This is a genomic window from Lichenibacterium minor (genome assembly GCF_004137685.1).
Lineage (GTDB): Bacteria > Pseudomonadota > Alphaproteobacteria > Rhizobiales > Beijerinckiaceae > Lichenihabitans > Lichenihabitans minor.
This window is the reverse complement of the sequence record NZ_QYBB01000008.1, coordinates 138057-155295: the sequence shown is the minus strand read 5'-3', so window position 1 is coordinate 155295 and position 17239 is coordinate 138057. Positions and strand designations below refer to the sequence as shown.

Genomic DNA, 17239 nt, shown 5'->3' with positions numbered 1-17239 from the left:
CCTCGAGCGACGGCGCGGGGCGGCGTCGCGCGGAGAAGGCGCTGGACCGGCGATTGTTCCTGGGCCGGCCTTGCCGGCTTGGCACGGCCTCGCCTCGCCGTGTAATCTCGCCGCGAACGCCCCGCAGGGGCCGGCAGGGGGCCAAGCTTGACGGCATTCTGGGTGTGGCTCGGCGGGGCTGCCGCGTATCTGGTCCTGGCCGGGCAGCTTTCCCCCGACGAGATCGCCGCGGCCGTGCTGCTCGGCGGCCTCGGAGCCGGATGGCACTTCGCCGTGATGCACGACGGCGCGAGGACCTTCCGGTTCGAACGGCCCGCGCTCCGGACGGTGGGCACGTCCTTCGCCGGCCTGCCCGGTGCCACGCTTCGCGTCGGGGCGCGGCTCGCCGCGGCGCTGGTGCGTCCCGTCGCCGGGCGCCGGGTCGAGCACGACTTCCACCGCGGCACGGCCGACGATCCGCGCGACCGGGGCCGCCGCGCCGTCGTGGTGCTGGCGACCTCGCTGGCGCCGGACAGCTACGCCCTGGACCTGCCGTTGGACGAGGAAACGATCGTGTTCCACGCCCTGACGGCGTCGGGCCCGAGCCGCGACCCGCGGTGGCCGTCGTGACCGGCCTGCCGCCCGGCGGCTCCTTCGCCTGGACGCTCGCCCTGCTGCTGCTGGTGCCGCCGCTCGTGGCGGCCCTGGCGATGAGCTGGCGCGGGCCGGTGGGGACGCGCTTCGTCGCCGTGCAGCTCGCCGGCTCCGTCGGCATCGTCGCCATGGCGGCGATGACCTTCGCCTTCGACCAGCCCTCGTCGGTCGACCTCGCCGTCACCTTCGGGGTGCTGAGCGTGACGGCGTCGTTGCTCTACGCCGTCTTCGCGGAGCGCTGGGTGTGAGCCTCCCCGTCGACCTCTGCCTCGCCGGCGCGGTGCTGTCCGCCTGGATCGGCTGTTTCGGGGCGCTGCGGCTCGGCTCGGCGCTGGACCGGCTGCACGCCGTCGCCTTCACCAACGCCGCCGCCGGCGTCCTAGTGGCGGTCGCGGCCTTTCTGGCCGACGGGATCTCGCCGCGATCGGTGAAGCTCGCCTGCCTGGTCGCCTTCGTGCTGGTGACGGGCTCCGCCGTCAGCCACGCCGCCGGCCGGGCGCTGGCGCTGCGCGACGGGCCGCAGGCGTGAGGGCCGCATCGTGATGGCGTTCCTGCTCGCCGCGATGCTCCTGCTCGCGGCCGCATCCGGCCTCGCCGTGGTGCTGACGCGCGATCCCCGCCGGCAGGTCTTCGCCCTGGCGGGGAACGGCCTCGTGCTCACCCTGCTGTTCCTGGTGCTGCAGGCGCCCGACGTCGCCCTGTCCGAACTGGCGGTCGGCACGGCGGCGACGCCGCTGCTGTTCCTGGCCGCCCTGGCCGCGGTGCGGATCAACAGGAAGCGCGACGCCGCCGACACGGGCGGCCCCGAATGAGCCCGAAGCTGCGCCCGGCCCTGCTCGCCCTGGCGGCGCTCGCCATCCTGCCGGGCTTCTGGCGCGTGGCTTGCGCGCTGCCGGGCTTCGGCAGCCCCGTGTCGCCCTACGGGCAGGCCGTCAACGCCCTGCTGCCGGAGATGCGCCGCGTGTCCAACATGGTCAGCGCCATCAACTTCGACGTGCGCGGCTTCGACACGATCGGCGAGGAGTTCATGCTGCTCGCCGCCGTGGCCGGCACGGTGCTGCTGCTGCGCGGCGGCCGCGGCGAGGACCGGGCCGATGCCGGCGGGCGGATCGGCGGCCGGGCGATCGTGCCGCGCGCCGACGCCGTGGTGCTGATCTGCCGGATCTGCGGCCCGTTCACCTTCATCTTCGGCGTCTACGTGGCGCTGCACGCCATGGCGACGCCCGGCGGCGGCTTCCAGGGCGGCGTCGTCATCGCGTCGAGCCTGCTGCTGATCTACCTCGGCGAGGGCTACGGGCGCTGGCGGCAGCTGGTGCGCGAGCCGGTGCTCGACGCCGTCGAAGGCGCGGGCGCGCTGCTGTTCGTCGCCGCGGGGCTGCTGCCCGTGTTCCTGGGCCTGCGCTTCCTCACCAACGTGCTGCCCTTCGGGACGGCCAAGGACATGCTGTCGGGCGGGCTGATGATCGTCGAGAACGCCGGCGTGACCCTCGCGGTGGCGGGCGGCTTCGGCACGGTGCTGCTGGAGTTCATGGAAGAAACGCGCGCCACCACGTCCGAGGTCGCCGACCCGGACGACGGCCGGACGGGGGACCGCGCATGAGCCTGCCGCCCATGAGCCCGTGCCCATGAGCGTGCTGCCCTGGGTGGTCGCCGCCTGGCTCTTCGGCGTCGGGGTCTACGGCATCGCGACCAGCCGCAACTACATCCACCTCATCGGCTGCCTTTCGGTGTGCCAGTCGGCCACCTACGTGCTGCTGCTCGGCATCGGCTACGATTGGGGCGCGGGCCCGCCGATCTTCTACGACCACCCGCCCGGCACGCCCGCCGTGGATCCGATCGTGCAGGCGCTGGTGCTCACCGACATCGTGGTCGGCGCCACGGTGTCGGCGCTCCTGCTCGCCATGGCGCTGCAGGTGCACAAGCGCGAGGGCACGCTCGACCCGCAGGAGATCAAACCCTTGAAGGGGCAGTGATGTCGGCGCCCGACCGCGCGCCTCCCCTCCGCCCGGGCACGGGCGGCCATCGCCGGGCCGATCGATCGGGGCATCCGTGACGCTCCTCGACGTCCTCGTCCCATTCCCGGTCGTCCTGCCCTTGGCGGTCGGCGCGATCGTGCTGGCGCTGGGCGAGCGCCTGCCGAAACACGCGCCCGAGGCGCTCGGCATCGCGGCGGCCCTGGCGGTAGCGGGCCTGTCCGCCGTGCTGTCGCGGGGGGCGCTCGACGCCGGCACGCCGGTCTACTGGTTCGGCGGCTGGGAGCCGCGGCCCGGCGTGACGCTCGGCATCGCCTTCGCGCCCGACCCCGCCAGCGCCGGCATCGCGGCCTTCATCGGCCTGCTCTTCGCCGCCGCGCTCGTCTTCGCCTGGGGCTTCTTCGACGAGGTGCGCTCCACCTTCAACGTGCTGATGCTGCTGTTCCTCGCCGCCATGCAGGGCTTCTGCCTGACGCGCGACCTGTTCAACCTGTTCGTGTGGTTCGAGGTCATGTCGGTGGCCGCCTACGCGCTGACCGGCTTCTCGCTGAAACGCGCCTCGCTGGCCGGCGCGCTGAACTTCACCGTGGTCAACAGCCTCGGCTCCATGCTGATGCTGGCCGGCATCGGCCTCGTCTACGCCCGCGCCGGCGCGCTCGACTTCGAGGCCGTGCGGGAGGCCGTGGGGCGCGCGGGGCACGATCCCGTGATCGTCGGCGGCTTCTGCCTCGTGTCGGTGGCGCTGCTCACCAAGGCCGCCATCCTCCCCTTCCAGTTCTGGCTGGCGGACGCCCACGCGGTGGCGCCGAGCCCGGTGTCGGTGATCTTTTCGGGCAGCATGGTGCCGATCGGCCTGTTTGGCTTCGCCAAGATCGCCGTGCAGGTGTTCCCCGGCTCGCCCGACGCGGGCTCGATCCTGCACGGCCTGCTGTTCGGGGTGGGCTGCGCCACCGCGGTCGTGGGGGGCCTGCTCGCCTGGTCGCAGCGGCACCTGAAGCGCCTGCTGGCCTTCTCGACCATCGGCCACATCGGCATCATGCTGACCGGCGTGGCGGCGCTGTCGCCGGTCGGGCTCGCGGGCGCCCTGGCCTACCTGGTCGGCCACGGGCTGGTGAAGGGGACGCTGTTCATGCTCGTCGGCGTGCTGCTGGCCGAGAAGGCCGGGGTCGACGAGCTGAACCTGCGCGGCCTCGGGCGGGACATCTGGCCCGCCGGCGTGCTGACGGGACTCGCGGCGCTGCTGCTCGGCGGCGCGCCGCTGGGCCTGCTCCACGGCGGCGCCGACCTCGTGAGCGCGGCGGCGCCGGACGGCCTCGCCGGCTGGGCGATGCACCTGTCGGTCCTGGTCGGGACGGCCTTGACGGGGGGCGCGGTGCTGCGCTTCGCCGGCCGCGTCTACCTCGGGCTCGGCCCGGACCCCGGCGACGAGGCCGAAGCGCCGACCGACGAGGAACAGGAGAAGGCCGACCGCCCGCTGTGGCTGATGCTCGCGCCCTGCATCCTCCTGCTCGGCATCGACGTCCTGGTGCCGGCGGATCTCGCCGAGCACATGGCGGCTCGGGTCCTGCCGCAGTTCGCCCACCTCGCCGCGGGATCGGTGGCGGTGCCGCCCCCGACGGGCTGGACCGCCGTCGAGCCGTGGCTGGCGCTCCTCGGCGCGGTCGCCGTGGCGGGCGTCGCGCTGTTCCGCGACCGCGTGCCCCGGATCCTCCCGGCCGCCGGGGGGATGTTCAAGCCCGTCGTCGCGGGGTTGAACCGGCTCCACACCGGCGTGATCAACGACTACGTGGTGTGGATGGCCCTCGGCGTGGCGATGTTCGCCGCCTGGGCGACCTTCTGAACCCGTCCCCGGCTGGCCGGGCCGGCGACGTCGACCGAGGCCCGTTTTGGGAACCTTTCTCTCGATCGCGCGGCTTCTTCAGCCCGAGCGGGAGCCGCCGCGATGCGGCGCTCGCGGTGTCCTTCCGAGGGAAACACGATGTACTATTTCGACAAGCGCCTTCAGTGGCCCGTCAAGGTCGAGAAGCCCGACCCGCTGTTCGCCCGCATGCTCCAGCAGGCCATCGGCGGCGTGGAGGGCGAGATCCGCGTCTGCATGCAGTATTTCTTCCAGGCCTGGGGCGCCCGCGGCCCCTCGACCAAATACCGTGACATGCTGCTCCACACTGCCACGGAGGAGATCGGCCACATCGAGATGCTGGCGACCGCGGTGGCGCTGAACCTCGACAAGGCCCCCGTGTCCGAGCAGGAAGCCGGCGCGGCCGACGGGCTCGTCGGCTCCATCATGGGCGGCGGCGACACCAAGGGCGTCATCAACGGCATGCTGCACCGGCACATCCTGTCGACCGGCCTCGCCGCCTATCCGGCGGACGCCGACGGCGTGCCCTTCAACATGTCGCACATCTACGCCAGCGGAAACCTCGCCGCCGACATGTACTGCAACGTCGCGGCGGAAGCGACTGGCCGCGTGCTGGCCTGCCGCCTGTACGACGCCACCAACGACACCGGCATGAAGGAGATGCTGGCCTTCAACGTGGCACGCGACACGATGCACCAGCAGCAGTGGCTGGCGGTGATCGAGGAACTCGGCGAGAAGGCCCACCTGCCGATGCCGAACAGCTTCGACCAGTCGAAGGAAACGCAGAAATACTCCTACGCCTTCTTCGGCTCCGCCGCGGACGGCACCCCGCCCATGGCGGGCCGGTGGACGGAAGGCCCGAGCCTCGACGGCAAGGGCGAGTTCTCCGTCATGCAGAACGTGCCGATGGGCCAGGAGCCGATCCTCGGCCCGGCCCGCAAGGACAGCTACGCCCAGAAGGAGCAGATGTAGGCTCCACCGCCGCCCGTTTCCCGCCGATGCGGGAAGCGGGCGCTCGGGCGCCGCGCGCGTCACGCGCCGGCGAGGCACCGGCTTTCGGGGATCGCGTAGACGCGGTCCCGCCCCAGGGCGTGGGCGATCCTGCGCCCGTCCTTCAGCAGCCCCGCGAAGGCGGGATGCCGGAAGTTGAGCCCGCCCGCATAGGCGCCGAAGGCCGGCATGATGCAGCGCGCCCCGTCCGACACGAAGCAGCGCCGCCGGACCGCGCTGCCCGCCCCCGCCACGATGGCGACGGGGTGGAGGTGCCCGGCGATCTCGCCCGGGCTCGCGCCCGGGGCCGGCTCGTGGCGCAGCGTCAGCGGCCCGAGGTGCCAATCTTCCGCCGTGTCGCCGGCGAGCCCCGCCGGGGGCGCGGGATCGTGGTTGCCGGCGAGCCACAGCCAGTCGCGGCCGGCCTGCAGGCCGTGCAGCGCGGCCCGGTCGGCTTCGCCCATGCGGGTCGCGCCCGCGCGGTCGTGGAACGAGTCGCCCAGCGCCACGACGAGCCGCGGCCGCGTCCGCATCACCACGGCGGCGAGCTTCGCCAGGGTCGCGGCCGTGTCGTAGGGCGGCAGCATCAGGCCCCGCCGCGCGAAGGACGACCCCTTCTCCAGGTGGAGGTCGGCGACCAGCAGCACGCGGTCCGCCTCGTGGAACAGCGCCCCGCAGAAATCCGCCAGGAGGTCGACCCCCGCGACCGTGACGTGGCTATGCATGCGTCCGATGTCGCCGGGTCTGGCCTCGACCGGCGCCTTCCGTTTGACCGCTGTCATCGTCCCCGTAAGCTTCCTCGAGCAGGACGTCCGCGGCGTCGGCCAGGACCGCATCCTCGGCCTCGCCGTAGACGGGCTCGCGGCCGATCTCCAGCATGATCGGCACCGCGAGCGGTGAAATCTTCCGGAGCGGCTTGTGCAGGATCCGGCCCCGGATCCGCGACAATAGCTCGCCCAGGCGCTTCAGATCGAGGAGCCCCGTCGCCGCATCGTCGCGCGCCGCCTTGAGCAGCAGGTGGTCGGGCTCGTGGCGGCGCAGCACGTCGTAGACGAGGTTGGTCGACACGGTCATCTGCCGCCCGGTCTTCTCGCGGCCCGGGTGGCGGCGCTCGATCAGCCCCGAGATGGTGGCGCAGATCCGGAAGGTGCGCTTCATCATCGAGGACTCGTCGAGCCAGGATTCGAGGTCGTCGCCGAGCATGTCCTCGTCGAACAGTTCTTCCAGCGTGACCAGCCCCTTGGCGATGCGCGCGCCGACGTCGCCGTGCGACCAGACCGCGATGGCGTAGTCGTTGGCCACGAAGCCCATCGGCCGGAGCTTCGCCCGCTCCATGCGGCGGCTGAGCAGCATGCCGAGGGTCTGGTGCGCCAGCCGCCCCTCGAACGCGTAGGCGATGAGGTAGTGCCGCCCGCCGCGCGGAAAGGTTTCCACCAGCATGGCGTCCTTGGGCGGCAGCGCCGACTTCAGCTTCTGCAGGTCCAGCCAGTCCTCGACCTGATCGGGCAGGTCGAAGCTGTGCGGGTCCGACGTCATGGCCCGCACCTGGTCGGCGAGGTAGGTGGTGAGGGGAAACTTCGAGCCCGCGTAGGAGGGGATCTTGGGTTCGGTGCCGGACACGCGGGCGCAGAGCGCCTCGTCGTCGACGATGGCCTGCAGGGCCAGGATCTCGCCGCCGAACAGGAAGGTGTCGCCTGGCAGCAGCGTTTCGAGGAACCCGTCCTCGACCTGCCCCAGCACCCGCCCGCCGCGGCCGATGGGGCCGGTCGCCATGGGGACCCCGGCCGCCGTCGTGCCGGCGGTGCGGCCGCGCACTAGGCGCACCTTCAGCATGGCGGCCGCCACGATGGTGCCGACGTTCATGCGGTACTGCTGCGCGACTTTGCCGTTGGAAACGCGCCACAGCCCTTCCTTCGTTTGCCGGATCTTGGCGAAGCGCTCGTAGGCCTGCAGCGCGTAGCCGCCGTGGGCGACGAACTGCACGGCGCGGTCGAAGTCCTCGCGCGGCAGGTCCGCGTAGGGGGCGGCGTCGGTCACCTCGCCGAAGAAGGCGTCGGCGTCGAAGGGCTCCGCGCAGGCCATGCCGAGCACGTGCTGGGCCAGGACGTCGAGGGCGCCGGAGCGCGGCGCCGCCGTGTCCTGCGCGCCCTGGGCCGCGGCCGTGATGGCGGCGCGGCATTCCAGCACCTCGAAACGGTTGGCCGGCACCAGGATGGCGCGCGACGCCTCGTCGAGCCGGTGGTTGGCGCGGCCGATGCGCTGGATCAGCCGGCTCGCCCCCTTCGGCGCCCCGACGTTGACCACGAGGTCGACGTCGCCCCAGTCGATGCCGAGGTCGAGCGTCGCGGTGGCGACGACGGCCTTCAGGCGCCCTTCCGCCATGGCGTCCTCGACCTTGCGGCGCTGGCCGACGTCGAGCGAGCCGTGGTGGAGCGCGATCGGCAGGTTGTCGGCGTTGATGCGCCACAGGTCCCAGAACAGCTGCTCGGCCTGGAACCGCGTGTTGACGAAGAGCAGGGCCAGCTTCACCCGGCGGATCTCGTCGTAGATCTCCTTCAAGGCGTGCCGGGCCGAGTGGCCGGCCCAGGGCAGGCGCTCCTTGGTGTCCAGCATGGTGATGTGGGCGGCGGCGCCTTCGGGCGCCGTCACCACCGCCGGCAGGGCGTCGTCCCGGCCGTGCAGGTAGGCGACCAGCTCCCGGGGTTCGCGCACGGTGGCCGAAAGCCCCACGGTCTGCACGCCCGGGGCGAGGCGCCGCAGCCGCGCCAGGTCGAGCGCGAGGAGGTCGCCGCGCTTGGAGGTCACGAGGGCGTGGAGCTCGTCGAGCACGATGCGCTTCAGCCCCGCGAACATGTCGCGCGCCTTGGGGTTGGCGAGCAGCAGGGCGATCTGCTCGGGCGTGGTGAGCAGGATGTCGGGCGGGTCGCGGCGCTGGCGCTGGCGCTTCGACGCCGACGTGTCGCCCGTGCGGGTCTCGATCCGGATCGGCAGGCTCATCTCGGCCACGGGCGCGTCGAGGTTGCGGGCGACGTCGACCGACAGGGCCTTCAGCGGCGACACGTAGAGCGTGTGGAGGCCGGGCCGCCGCTTCGGGTCGGACGACAGCTCGACGAGGCTCGGCAGGAAGCCCGCCAGCGTCTTGCCGGCGCCGGTCGGGGCGATCAGCAGCGCGGAGCGGCCCGCCTCGGCATGGCCCAGCAGCGCCATCTGATGCGGCCGGGGCGCCCAGCCCCGCCCGGCGAACCAGGAAAGGAAGGCGGGCGGCAGGGCCGCGGGAGGGGCCTCGGGCGAGGCTGGGACGGGGGAGCGGTCGAGCACCTCCCTCAACTAGGCCTTGGACGCCACCGCGACGAGCCCCGGCACGGCCACGCCCTTCTCCCGCCGCGTCGACGCCGGCTCCAGCAGGACCGGGGCGAGCCCCGCGCCGCGCAGCGCGGCTTCGACGAAACCCGGCGCGTGGGAGAAGCGCATGTCGGGGCCGAGCGCGAAGCCGTCCCCCTCGCGAAGGGTCTGCACCGTGACGGCGAGCAGCCCGCCCGGCGCCAGCGCCCGCGCCGCGCCGGCGAAGACGGGCGCGAGGTCCCCGACGTAGACCAGCACGTCGACCGCCACCGCGAGGTCGAGCGACCCCGCGGCCGCGGCGGCGAGCGCCTCGTCGAGCGGGCCGGCCGCGACGGCCGCGTAGGCGCCCGTGGCGCGCGCCCGCTCCGCCATGGCGGGCGACAGGTCGACGCCGTCCACCCGGTCGGCCCGGCCGCGCAGGGCGAGGCCCATCAGCCCGGTGCCGCAGCCGAGGTCGAGCGCGGCGGCGAAGCGGCGCCCGGGCGCGGCGCGCTCCAGCGCATCCGCCAGCACGGCCGGCCCGCGGTAATCGAGGGCGTCGACGAGGTGGCGGTCGAAGCGCGGCGCGTAATCGTCGAACAGCGCCCGGACGTAGGAGGCCGGCAGGTTCTGCGGCGTGCGGCCGTCGAGGCGGGCGACGTGGGCGTCCGCGCCGAGCGTCCCCGCGGGGTCGAGCGCCGCCGCCTCGGCCCAGGCGCGCCGCGCCCCGGCGGGGTCGCCCGAGCGCTCGCGCGCTTCGCCCAGCGCCGCCCAGCCCGGCGCCCAGGCCGGGGCGCGCTCCACCACCTGGGCGAGGAGGTCGGCGGCGGCGGCATGGTCGCCGTCTTCCGCGTAGCCCCGGGCCCAGGCGAAGCGGCGGTCGGCGATGAGGTCTGACGAGGAGGACACGGGCGGCTCGCGATGCGGGGAGCTCCGCCTTAACACGGCCGAAGGGTGGCGCGCCCATCCTGCCGCCCGACTCCGACCCTGGACCCGATGCCGATGACGCGACCGATCCCGCCCCGCTTCCCCGCGCTGTTGCCCTTGTCCGCCCTGCCGCTCGCGTTGGCCTGGGCCGGCGTCGCGCCGGCGCGGGCCGCCGACCTGCCGTTCCTGTCCTCGCCCCCGCCCATCTACGGCGCGCAGAGCTTCACCGTGCCGGCCTTCGGCGGCGGGGGATTCCGGGTCGCCCGCGGGCCGGTGCGGCCCGCGCCGCTGCGCTACGACATCTACGGCTATCCGCTGCTCCCCGGCGTGCCGAGCCCGCTCGCGGTCGGCAACGGCTGCCCCGCGGCCGTCCAGCCCGAATACGATCCGGACGGCAACTTCGCCGGCTATGCGCCGATCCCCATGTGCCGGTGAAGCCCGCCGCGGCGGCGGCAAGAGGGCCTTAACCCCGCGGCGGAAAGGGCCGCCCCGACCGGCCGCCGGCGTGCCATCCTCCGGTCGCGGGTTCCGCACCGCGGCATGAAGGCCCGGCCGCGTTGCGCGACGGACCCACGATCTTATTTACGAATCATGAAAAAGCGGCGACGGGCGCCGCGACGCTGCAACCAAGCCCAAGCGGGGCCGTTGTCAAGCCGAGAACGGGGTGGACAGCATCATGAACTCTCTTCCGACACGGGCGATCCTGGTCGCCGGCACCGCCACCCTGGTGGCCGCCGTCGCGGCGCTCGGCTCCGTCCCCCTGGCGATCGGCATTCTGTCCGCGACCGTGTCGGCGGCGGTGGCCCATGTCGCCTTGGCGTCACAGTCGGAGCGTTTGCGCGACAGCGAGCGCCTCGTTTACCGGCCGGTCTACGTCCGGAGCCACGATGCCCGGCGTCGGGTCTCGTCGGACGACTGAACGTCCGGCGGACGGTCCGCCGTGGTCTCGATATCGCGGCGGTTTTAGCGGGGGTTGGTCATCATGGCTTCGAAGGCTTCCACCACACACATGCGCCGCCTGGGCCTCGTCGTGATGGCCTGCTTCGTCGGCGCTCCGCTCCTCGCCGTCCCCATGGCGGCCCAAGGGCAGGCCCTGCTGCGCCCCCTCACGGTCAACCGCGGCATCCACGTCGTCCAGGCCTTCGGGCCCGATGACGAGGATTGCGTGTTCGAGCTTCGCCGTGTTCCCCGTCCGGGCGGCCAGCTCCACACCGCCAAGAAGCTCGTCTGCAACGATTGACCGCGCATGCGAGCCCTTGAGCGCGGCTGAAGGGACCATGTCGGCCAGCCAGATCCTCACCCAGACGCCGCTCGGGCTTTATTGCGCGGGCGGCGATTTTCATCTGGACCCCATGCGCCCCGTGCCGCGGGCCCTCGTGACCCACGGGCATTCGGACCACGCGCGCTCGGGCCACGACGCCGTGATGGCGACCGCCCAAACGCTCGACATCATGGCCCTGCGCTACGGCGAGGATTTCACGCTGTCGCGGCAGGTCGCGGTGCTGGGCGAGTGGACCCGGGTCGGCGCTGTGCGGGTGCGCTTCCATCCCGCCGGCCACGTCCTGGGCTCGGCGCAGATCGAGATCGAGCAGGGCGGCTTCCACCTCGTGGTATCGGGCGACTACAAGCGCGCGATCGATCCCACCTGCCTGCCGTTCGAGCCCGTGCGCTGCCACGCCTTCATCACGGAGGCGACCTTCGGCCTGCCGGTGTTCCGCCACCCGGATGCGGCGGACGAGATCGGCAAGCTGCTGGCGTCGCGCGCGCTGTTCCCCGAACGCACCCACATCCTCGGCGCCTACGCGCTCGGCAAGGCGCAGCGGCTGATGGCGCTGCTGCGCGCCGCCGGCTACGACCGCCCCATCTACGTCCACGGGGCGTTGGAGAAGCTCACCGCCTATTACGGGCGGCAGGGCATCGCGCTCGGCGAAACCCCCAAGGTGGTGGCGGCGGAGCGCCCGAAGCTCGGGGGCGAGATCGTCATCTGCCCACCCGGCGCCATCAAGGACCTGTGGGCCCGCAAGTTCCCCGACCCCGTCACGGCGGCCGCGTCGGGCTGGATGCGGGTGCGCGCGCGCGCGCGCCAGAAGGGCGTCGAGCTGCCGCTGATCGTGTCCGACCACGCCGATTGGGAAGCGCTCTGCACCACCGTGGTCGAGACCGGCTGCGAGGAGCTGTGGGTCACCCACGGCGAAGCCGACGCGCTCGTGCATTGGGCCGGCACCCGGGGGCTCGACGCCAAGCCGCTGCACCTCATCGGTTACGGCGAGGAAACCGAGGACGAGATGCTCGACGCCGCCGCATGAGGGACTTCGCGCAGCTCCTGGACCGCCTCGCCTTCGAGCCGGGCCGCAACGGCAAGATCCGCATGATGGCGGCCTATTTCGCCGCCACCCCGGACCCCGAACGCGGCTACGCGCTGGCGGCCCTGACCGACTCGCTGAGCTTCGCCGACGCCAAGCCGGCCATGATCAGCGGGCTCGCGGCCGAGCGCACCGACCCCGTGCTGTTCGCGATGTCGTACCACTACGTGGGCGACCTCAGCGAGACCGTGGCCCTGATGTGGCCGGCGCGGCACGGCGAAGCGGAGCCGCCCCTGCTGTCCGAGGTCGTCGAAACCCTGTCGACCACCGGCAAGGCGACGCTGCCGCGCGTCATCGCGGGCTGGCTCGACGGGCTCGACGAGATCGGCCGCTGGGCGCTGTTGAAGCTGATCACGGGCTCGTTGCGCATCGGCGTCTCGGCCCGCCTCGCCAAGACGGCCGTGGCGGCGCTGGGGCCGCACGCGCCGGACGACATCGAGGAGGTGTGGCACGGGCTCGTGCCGCCCTACGCGGAACTGTTCGCCTACGCGGCCGGCACGGGCCCGAAGCCCGACACCGTCGACCCGACGCCGTTCCGCACCCCCATGCTGGCGCACGCGGTCGACGAGGCCAAGGATTTCGCCGCGCTGTCGCCCGCCGATTTCACGGCGGAATGGAAGTGGGACGGCATCCGCGTCCAGGCCATCACGGGCTTCGAAAAGGACGGCCGGCCGGCGCAGCGGCTGTATTCGCGCAGCGGCGACGATATTTCCGGCGCCTTCCCCGACCTGATGGACAGCCTGTCCAACGGTCGCTGGGGCGCGGCGGCGCTGGACGGCGAACTGCTGGTGGTGATCGACGGCCGCGTGCAGCCCTTCTCGAGCCTGCAGCAGCGGCTGAACCGCAAGACCGTGTCGCAGAAGACCATCGGGCAATACCCGATCCATTGCCGGGCCTACGACATCCTGCTGATGGACGGCGAGGACCTGCGCCCGCTGCCCTTCGCCGAGCGCCGCGAGCGCCTCGAAGCCTTCGTGGCGCGGATCGACGATCCCCGGGTCGACCTGTCGCCCATCGTGCCCTTCGCGAGCTGGGAAGCCCTGGGCGAGATCCGCTCCGACCCGGCGGCGCATCACGCGGGCGACGACGCCGACGCCATCGAGGGCCTGATGCTGAAGCGGCGCGACAGCGTCTACGTGCCGGGGCGCCCGAAGGGGCTCTGGTACAAGTGGAAGCGCCAACCCTTCAACGTCGACGCCGTGATGATGTACGCGCAGCGCGGCCACGGCAAGCGAGCCTCGTTCTACTCGGACTACACCTTCGGGGTGTGGAAGGATGGGCCGGAGGGCGACGTGCTGGTGCCCGTCGGCAAGGCCTATTCGGGCTTCACGGACCAGGAGCTGGTGAAGCTCGACCGCTTCGTGCGCAACAACACGACCAAGCGCTTCGGCCCGGTGCGCGAGGTGGTGCACACGCGCGAGGAAGGGCTGGTGCTGGAAATCCTGTTCGAGGGTCTGAACCGCTCGACGCGCCACAAGTCCGGCGTGGCGATGCGCTTTCCCCGTGTGGCGCGCATCCGCTGGGACAAGCCGACGGCGGAGGCGGACCGCTTCGACGTGCTGGAGAAGATGCTCGCCACCGAGGGGTAGGCCGCCCTTCTCCCGTGAACCGGGAGAAGGGCGAGATGCTTCACACCGTCCTGTGCTTCTCGCTCCCCGTGCCGTCCTTCTCGATGGCGGCCTGGGCCGCCGCGAGGCGCGCGATCGGCACGCGGAAGGGCGAGCAGCTCACGTAATCGAGCCCCAGGCTCTCGCAGAAGGCGATCGACGCCGGGTCGCCGCCGTGCTCGCCGCAGATGCCGAGCTTGATGTCCGGCCGGACGGCGCGACCTCGCGCCGTCGCCATGGCGACGAGTTCGCCCACGCCCTCCTGGTCCAGCGTCACGAAGGGGTCGGCGGCGAGGATGCCCTTGGCGGTGTACGGGCCCAAGAAAGACGCCGCGTCGTCGCGGCTGATGCCGAGCGTCGTCTGCGTCAGGTCGTTGGTGCCGAAGGAGAAGAACTCCGCCGCCCCGGCGATCTCGCCCGCCTTCAGCGCCGCGCGCGGCAGCTCGATCATGGTGCCGACCGTGTAGGGCACCGCGACCCCGGTCTCCTTCGCCACGGCTTCCGCCATGGCGACGATGCGGCCCTTGACGAGGTCGAGCTCGGGCAGCGCCATCACCAGCGGCACCATGATCTCGGCTTCGACGACCTCGCCCGAATCCTTGCCGGCCAGCACCGCGCCCTCGAAGATGGCGCGCGCCTGCATCTCGGCGATCTCGGGATAGGCGATGGCGAGGCGCACGCCGCGGAAGCCCAGCATGGGGTTGAACTCGTGCAGGTCCTGCGCCCGGCGCCGCACCTTGTCGGCCGACAAGCCCAGCGAAGCCGCGACCTCGTCCATCTCCTCGTCGGTGTGGGGCAGGAACTCGTGCAGCGGCGGGTCGAGCAGGCGGATCGTCACCGGCAGCCCCGACATGATGCCGAACAGCTGGCGGAAGTCCTCGCGCTGGATCGGCAGCAGCTTGTCGAGGGCGGCGCGGCGGCCGGCCTCGTCGTCGGCGAGGATCATCTCGCGCACCGACACGATGCGGTCGCCCTCGAAGAACATGTGCTCGGTGCGGCACAGCCCGATGCCTTCGGCGCCGAAGCGCCGCGCCGCCCTGGCGTCGGCGGGGGTTTCGGCGTTGGCGCGCACCTTCATGCGGCGCGACGCGTCGGCCCATTCCATCAGGGCGGAGAAGTCGCCCGACAGCTCCGGCTCCAGCATCGGCACGAGCCCGCGCAGAACCTGGCCGGTGGAACCGTCCACCGTGATGAGGTCGCCCTTCTTCAGCACGGCGCCGCCGCACGACATCGTGCCCTTGGCGGCGTCGACGCGGATCGTGCCGGCACCCGACACGCAGGGCTTGCCCATGCCGCGCGCCACCACGGCGGCGTGGCTGGTCATGCCGCCGCGGGTGGTGAGGATGCCCTCGGCGGCGTGCATGCCGTTGATGTCCTCCGGCGAGGTTTCGGCCCGCACCAGGATCGACCGGCGGCCGGCGACCTTGGCGGCCTCGGCCTCCTCCGAGGTGAAGACGATCTCGCCCTGCGCGGCGCCCGGCGAGGCGGGAAGGCCGGTGGCGATGAGGTCGCGCTTGGCGTTCGGGTCGAGGGTCGGGTGCAGGAGCTGGTCGAGCGAGGCCGGGTCGATGCGCCGGATCGCCTCTTCGCGGGTGATCAGCCCCTCGTTGGCCATGTCGATGGCGATCTTCAGCGCCGCCTTCGTGGTGCGCTTGCCGTTGCGGGTCTGCAGCATCCACAGCTTGCCGCGCTCGACCGTGAACTCCATGTCCTGCATGTCGCGGTAGTGGCGCTCGAGCAGCTCGGTCGTCTCGACGAAGCTCCTGAACACCTCCGGCATCACGGTTTCGAGCGACGGCTTGTCCGAGCCGGCGGCCTTTCGCGCCACCTCGGTGATGTTCTGCGGCGTGCGGATGCCCGCCACCACGTCCTCGCCCTGGGCGTTGACCAGGAACTCGCCGTAAAGCTCGTGGGTGCCGACGGACGGGTTGCGGGTGAAGGCGACGCCGGTGGCCGAAGTGTCGCCCATGTTGCCGAACACCATGGCCTGCACGGTCACGGCCGTGCCCCAGGATTCGGGGATGGCGTTGAGGCGCCGGTAGGTCTTGGCGCGGCTGTTCATCCAGGACGAGAACACGGCGCCGATGGCGCCCCAAAGCTGGACGGTCGGGTCCTGCGGGAAGGGCTGCCCGGTTTCGGACTGCACCTTCGCCTTGTAGCGCTCGATGATCGTCTTCCAGTCGGACGCGTCGAGGTCCGTGTCGAGGACGGCGCCGCGGCGCTCCTTGAACTCTTCGAGGATCTCCTCGAAACCGTGGCCGGGCAGGTCCAGGACCACGTTGCAGTACATCTGGATGAAGCGGCGGTAGCTGTCGTAGGCGAACCTTTCGTCCTTGGCGGATTCCGCCAGGGCCACGACCGTGCGGTCGTTGAGCCCGAGGTTCAGCACGGTGTCCATCATGCCCGGCATGGACGCCCGGGCGCCGGAGCGCACGGACACGAGCAGCGGCTGCGCTTCGTCGCCGAACACCCGGTCCGTCAGGCTGCCGATCTTCGCCAGCGCGGCGGCGACATCCGCCTGCAGCGTGTCCGGGTAGTGCCGGTCATGGGCGTAGAAGTAGGTACAGACTTCCGTCGTCACCGTGAAGCCGGGCGGCACCGGCAGGCCGAGATGGGCCATCTCGGCGAGGTTCGCGCCCTTGCCGCCGAGGAGGTCGCGCTGGCTGCCCGAACCTTCGGCCTGGCCGCCGCCGAAAGCGTAAACCCACTTCGTCATGCCGTCGCTCCAACCCTGCCTCGTTTCACGGCACAGGGCCGCCATTGCGGGCCTTAAAGCACGAAGCCCGGTGCGGAGCGAGGTCTTCGAGGCCGCCCGCCCGCGTCCCGGGCGGCATTTCGCCCGGCCGAAGGCGGGCGGCCCGGCCCGCCTCAGGCGTGGGAGCGCAGGCGCAGCGCGAAGACGATCCAGTTCACCCCCGTGAAGACCAGCTCGATGCCGAGCAGCAGGCCGATCACGGACAGGCTGTTCGACGGCCAGCCGACCACAATGACGAGCCCGAGCAGGCCGGTGACGAGGCCCGACAGGATCAGCGGCCCGCGCATGCGGTCGTGGTGGCCGAAGCCCGACACGACGCGCACCACGCCGGCGGCGAGAAGGCCCGCGCCGAGCAGCAGCGTGATCACCACGGAAGCCTTCACGGGCTCGGCCCAGGCGAAGATGCCGACCGCGAGGTAGAACAGGCCGCTGACCTCCCAGTAGAGCGCCTGCCCCCAGCCGCGCGCCCGGAAGCCCAGCACGATCTCGACGATGCCCACGATGCCGACCAGCACCCCGATCGTCACCACGGACACCAGCGTGGCGAAGCCCTCGATGGCGAGGGCGGCGAAGCCGGCCACCAGGGCGAGCGCGCCGAGCGCGAGGAACCAGCCCCAGTTGGCGCGGAGCTGATCCGTCGGCGGCATGCCACGCCGCCGCGTCGTGAAGCCGCCCGGCTGTTGCATCGTCATCGTCATACCTTGCTGTCGGGATTGGGAGGGCTGAACAAAGCGGTGATGTGTGACCGGTTTGTTCTGGAAATCTGTGGCGGGAAAGCCCACAACGCGGTCTTTGCGATCCGCGACGGGCAG

The 17239-nt window shown here is 72.1% G+C and carries 18 protein-coding genes; 13 read left to right on the top strand and 5 right to left on the bottom strand.

Features of this window, described 5'->3' with window-relative positions:
• Positions 1-147: 147 nt before the first annotated feature.
• From D3273_RS09700 to D3273_RS09665, 8 genes are all read left to right on the top strand, one after another.
• Positions 148-609: a hypothetical protein gene (locus tag D3273_RS09700; RefSeq protein ID WP_129225881.1), complete on the top strand. Its 462-nt coding sequence runs from the start codon at positions 148-150 to the stop codon at positions 607-609.
• Entirely contained in the window at positions 597-881 is a 285-nt protein-coding gene (locus D3273_RS09695; RefSeq protein WP_245501088.1) for a hypothetical protein, read from the top strand. Before D3273_RS09700 ends, D3273_RS09695 begins: the two co-directional genes overlap by 13 nt.
• On the top strand, positions 878-1162 hold the full coding sequence (locus D3273_RS09690; RefSeq protein ID WP_129225879.1) for a monovalent cation/H(+) antiporter subunit G: 285 nt from the start codon (positions 878-880) through the stop codon (positions 1160-1162). Before D3273_RS09695 ends, D3273_RS09690 begins: the two co-directional genes overlap by 4 nt.
• A gap of 13 nt (positions 1163-1175) precedes the next feature.
• Complete coding sequence (locus D3273_RS09685) at positions 1176-1445, top strand: hydrogenase subunit MbhD domain-containing protein (RefSeq protein ID WP_129225877.1); 270 nt, start codon at positions 1176-1178, stop codon at positions 1443-1445.
• On the top strand, positions 1442-2233 hold the full coding sequence (locus tag D3273_RS09680) for an MnhB domain-containing protein (RefSeq protein ID WP_129225875.1): 792 nt from the start codon (positions 1442-1444) through the stop codon (positions 2231-2233). Before D3273_RS09685 ends, D3273_RS09680 begins: the two co-directional genes overlap by 4 nt.
• Before the next feature lie 25 nt (positions 2234-2258).
• Entirely contained in the window at positions 2259-2606 is a 348-nt protein-coding gene (locus D3273_RS09675; protein WP_129225873.1) for a sodium:proton antiporter, read from the top strand.
• Positions 2607-2682: 76 nt separating this feature from the next.
• A complete protein-coding gene (locus tag D3273_RS09670) occupies positions 2683-4446 on the top strand; it encodes a complex I subunit 5 family protein (RefSeq protein WP_129225871.1) in 1764 nt (587 codons plus the stop codon).
• A 138-nt stretch (positions 4447-4584) separates the two neighbouring features.
• Positions 4585-5436 (top strand): manganese catalase family protein, encoded by an 852-nt coding sequence (locus tag D3273_RS09665; protein ID WP_129225869.1) that lies wholly within the window; start codon positions 4585-4587, stop codon positions 5434-5436.
• 59 nt (positions 5437-5495) lie between these two features.
• Here D3273_RS09665 and pdeM read toward each other — a convergent pair whose 3' ends face one another.
• From pdeM to D3273_RS09650, 3 genes are read right to left on the bottom strand one after another with little or no spacing between them, the layout of a single operon-like run.
• Positions 5496-6179 (bottom strand): ligase-associated DNA damage response endonuclease PdeM, encoded by a 684-nt coding sequence (gene pdeM, locus D3273_RS09660; RefSeq protein WP_245501087.1) that lies wholly within the window; start codon positions 6177-6179, stop codon positions 5496-5498.
• Positions 6172-8772: a ligase-associated DNA damage response DEXH box helicase gene (locus D3273_RS09655; protein WP_129225865.1), complete on the bottom strand. Its 2601-nt coding sequence runs from the start codon at positions 8770-8772 to the stop codon at positions 6172-6174. Before D3273_RS09655 ends, pdeM begins: the two co-directional genes overlap by 8 nt.
• A gap of 9 nt (positions 8773-8781) precedes the next feature.
• Positions 8782-9684, bottom strand: a complete 903-nt coding sequence (locus D3273_RS09650) for a class I SAM-dependent DNA methyltransferase (RefSeq protein WP_129225864.1) — start codon at positions 9682-9684, stop codon at positions 8782-8784.
• Positions 9685-9777: 93 nt separating this feature from the next.
• On the opposite strand from D3273_RS09650, the gene D3273_RS09645 reads away from it, so the two are divergent.
• From D3273_RS09645 to D3273_RS09625, 5 genes are all read left to right on the top strand, one after another.
• On the top strand, positions 9778-10137 hold the full coding sequence (locus D3273_RS09645) for a hypothetical protein (protein ID WP_129225862.1): 360 nt from the start codon (positions 9778-9780) through the stop codon (positions 10135-10137).
• Between the two features lie 241 nt (positions 10138-10378).
• Entirely contained in the window at positions 10379-10621 is a 243-nt protein-coding gene (locus D3273_RS09640; RefSeq protein ID WP_129225860.1) for a hypothetical protein, read from the top strand.
• A 63-nt stretch (positions 10622-10684) separates the two neighbouring features.
• Positions 10685-10942, top strand: coding sequence for a hypothetical protein (locus D3273_RS09635; RefSeq protein ID WP_129225858.1), 258 nt, complete (start codon positions 10685-10687; stop codon positions 10940-10942).
• Positions 10943-10979: 37 nt separating this feature from the next.
• Positions 10980-12008, top strand: a complete 1029-nt coding sequence (locus D3273_RS09630) for a ligase-associated DNA damage response exonuclease (RefSeq protein ID WP_129225856.1) — start codon at positions 10980-10982, stop codon at positions 12006-12008.
• Positions 12005-13654, top strand: a complete 1650-nt coding sequence (locus D3273_RS09625; RefSeq protein WP_129225854.1) for a cisplatin damage response ATP-dependent DNA ligase — start codon at positions 12005-12007, stop codon at positions 13652-13654. The genes D3273_RS09630 and D3273_RS09625 overlap by 4 nt, the downstream gene beginning before the upstream one ends.
• Before the next feature lie 40 nt (positions 13655-13694).
• Here D3273_RS09625 and ppdK read toward each other — a convergent pair whose 3' ends face one another.
• Both ppdK and D3273_RS09615 read right to left on the bottom strand, forming a co-directional pair.
• A complete protein-coding gene (ppdK, locus tag D3273_RS09620) occupies positions 13695-16388 on the bottom strand; it encodes a pyruvate, phosphate dikinase (RefSeq protein ID WP_129225852.1) in 2694 nt (897 codons plus the stop codon).
• Positions 16389-16540: 152 nt separating this feature from the next.
• Positions 16541-17119 (bottom strand): HdeD family acid-resistance protein, encoded by a 579-nt coding sequence (locus D3273_RS09615; protein ID WP_165359444.1) that lies wholly within the window; start codon positions 17117-17119, stop codon positions 16541-16543.
• Between the last annotated feature and the right edge of the window lie 120 nt (positions 17120-17239).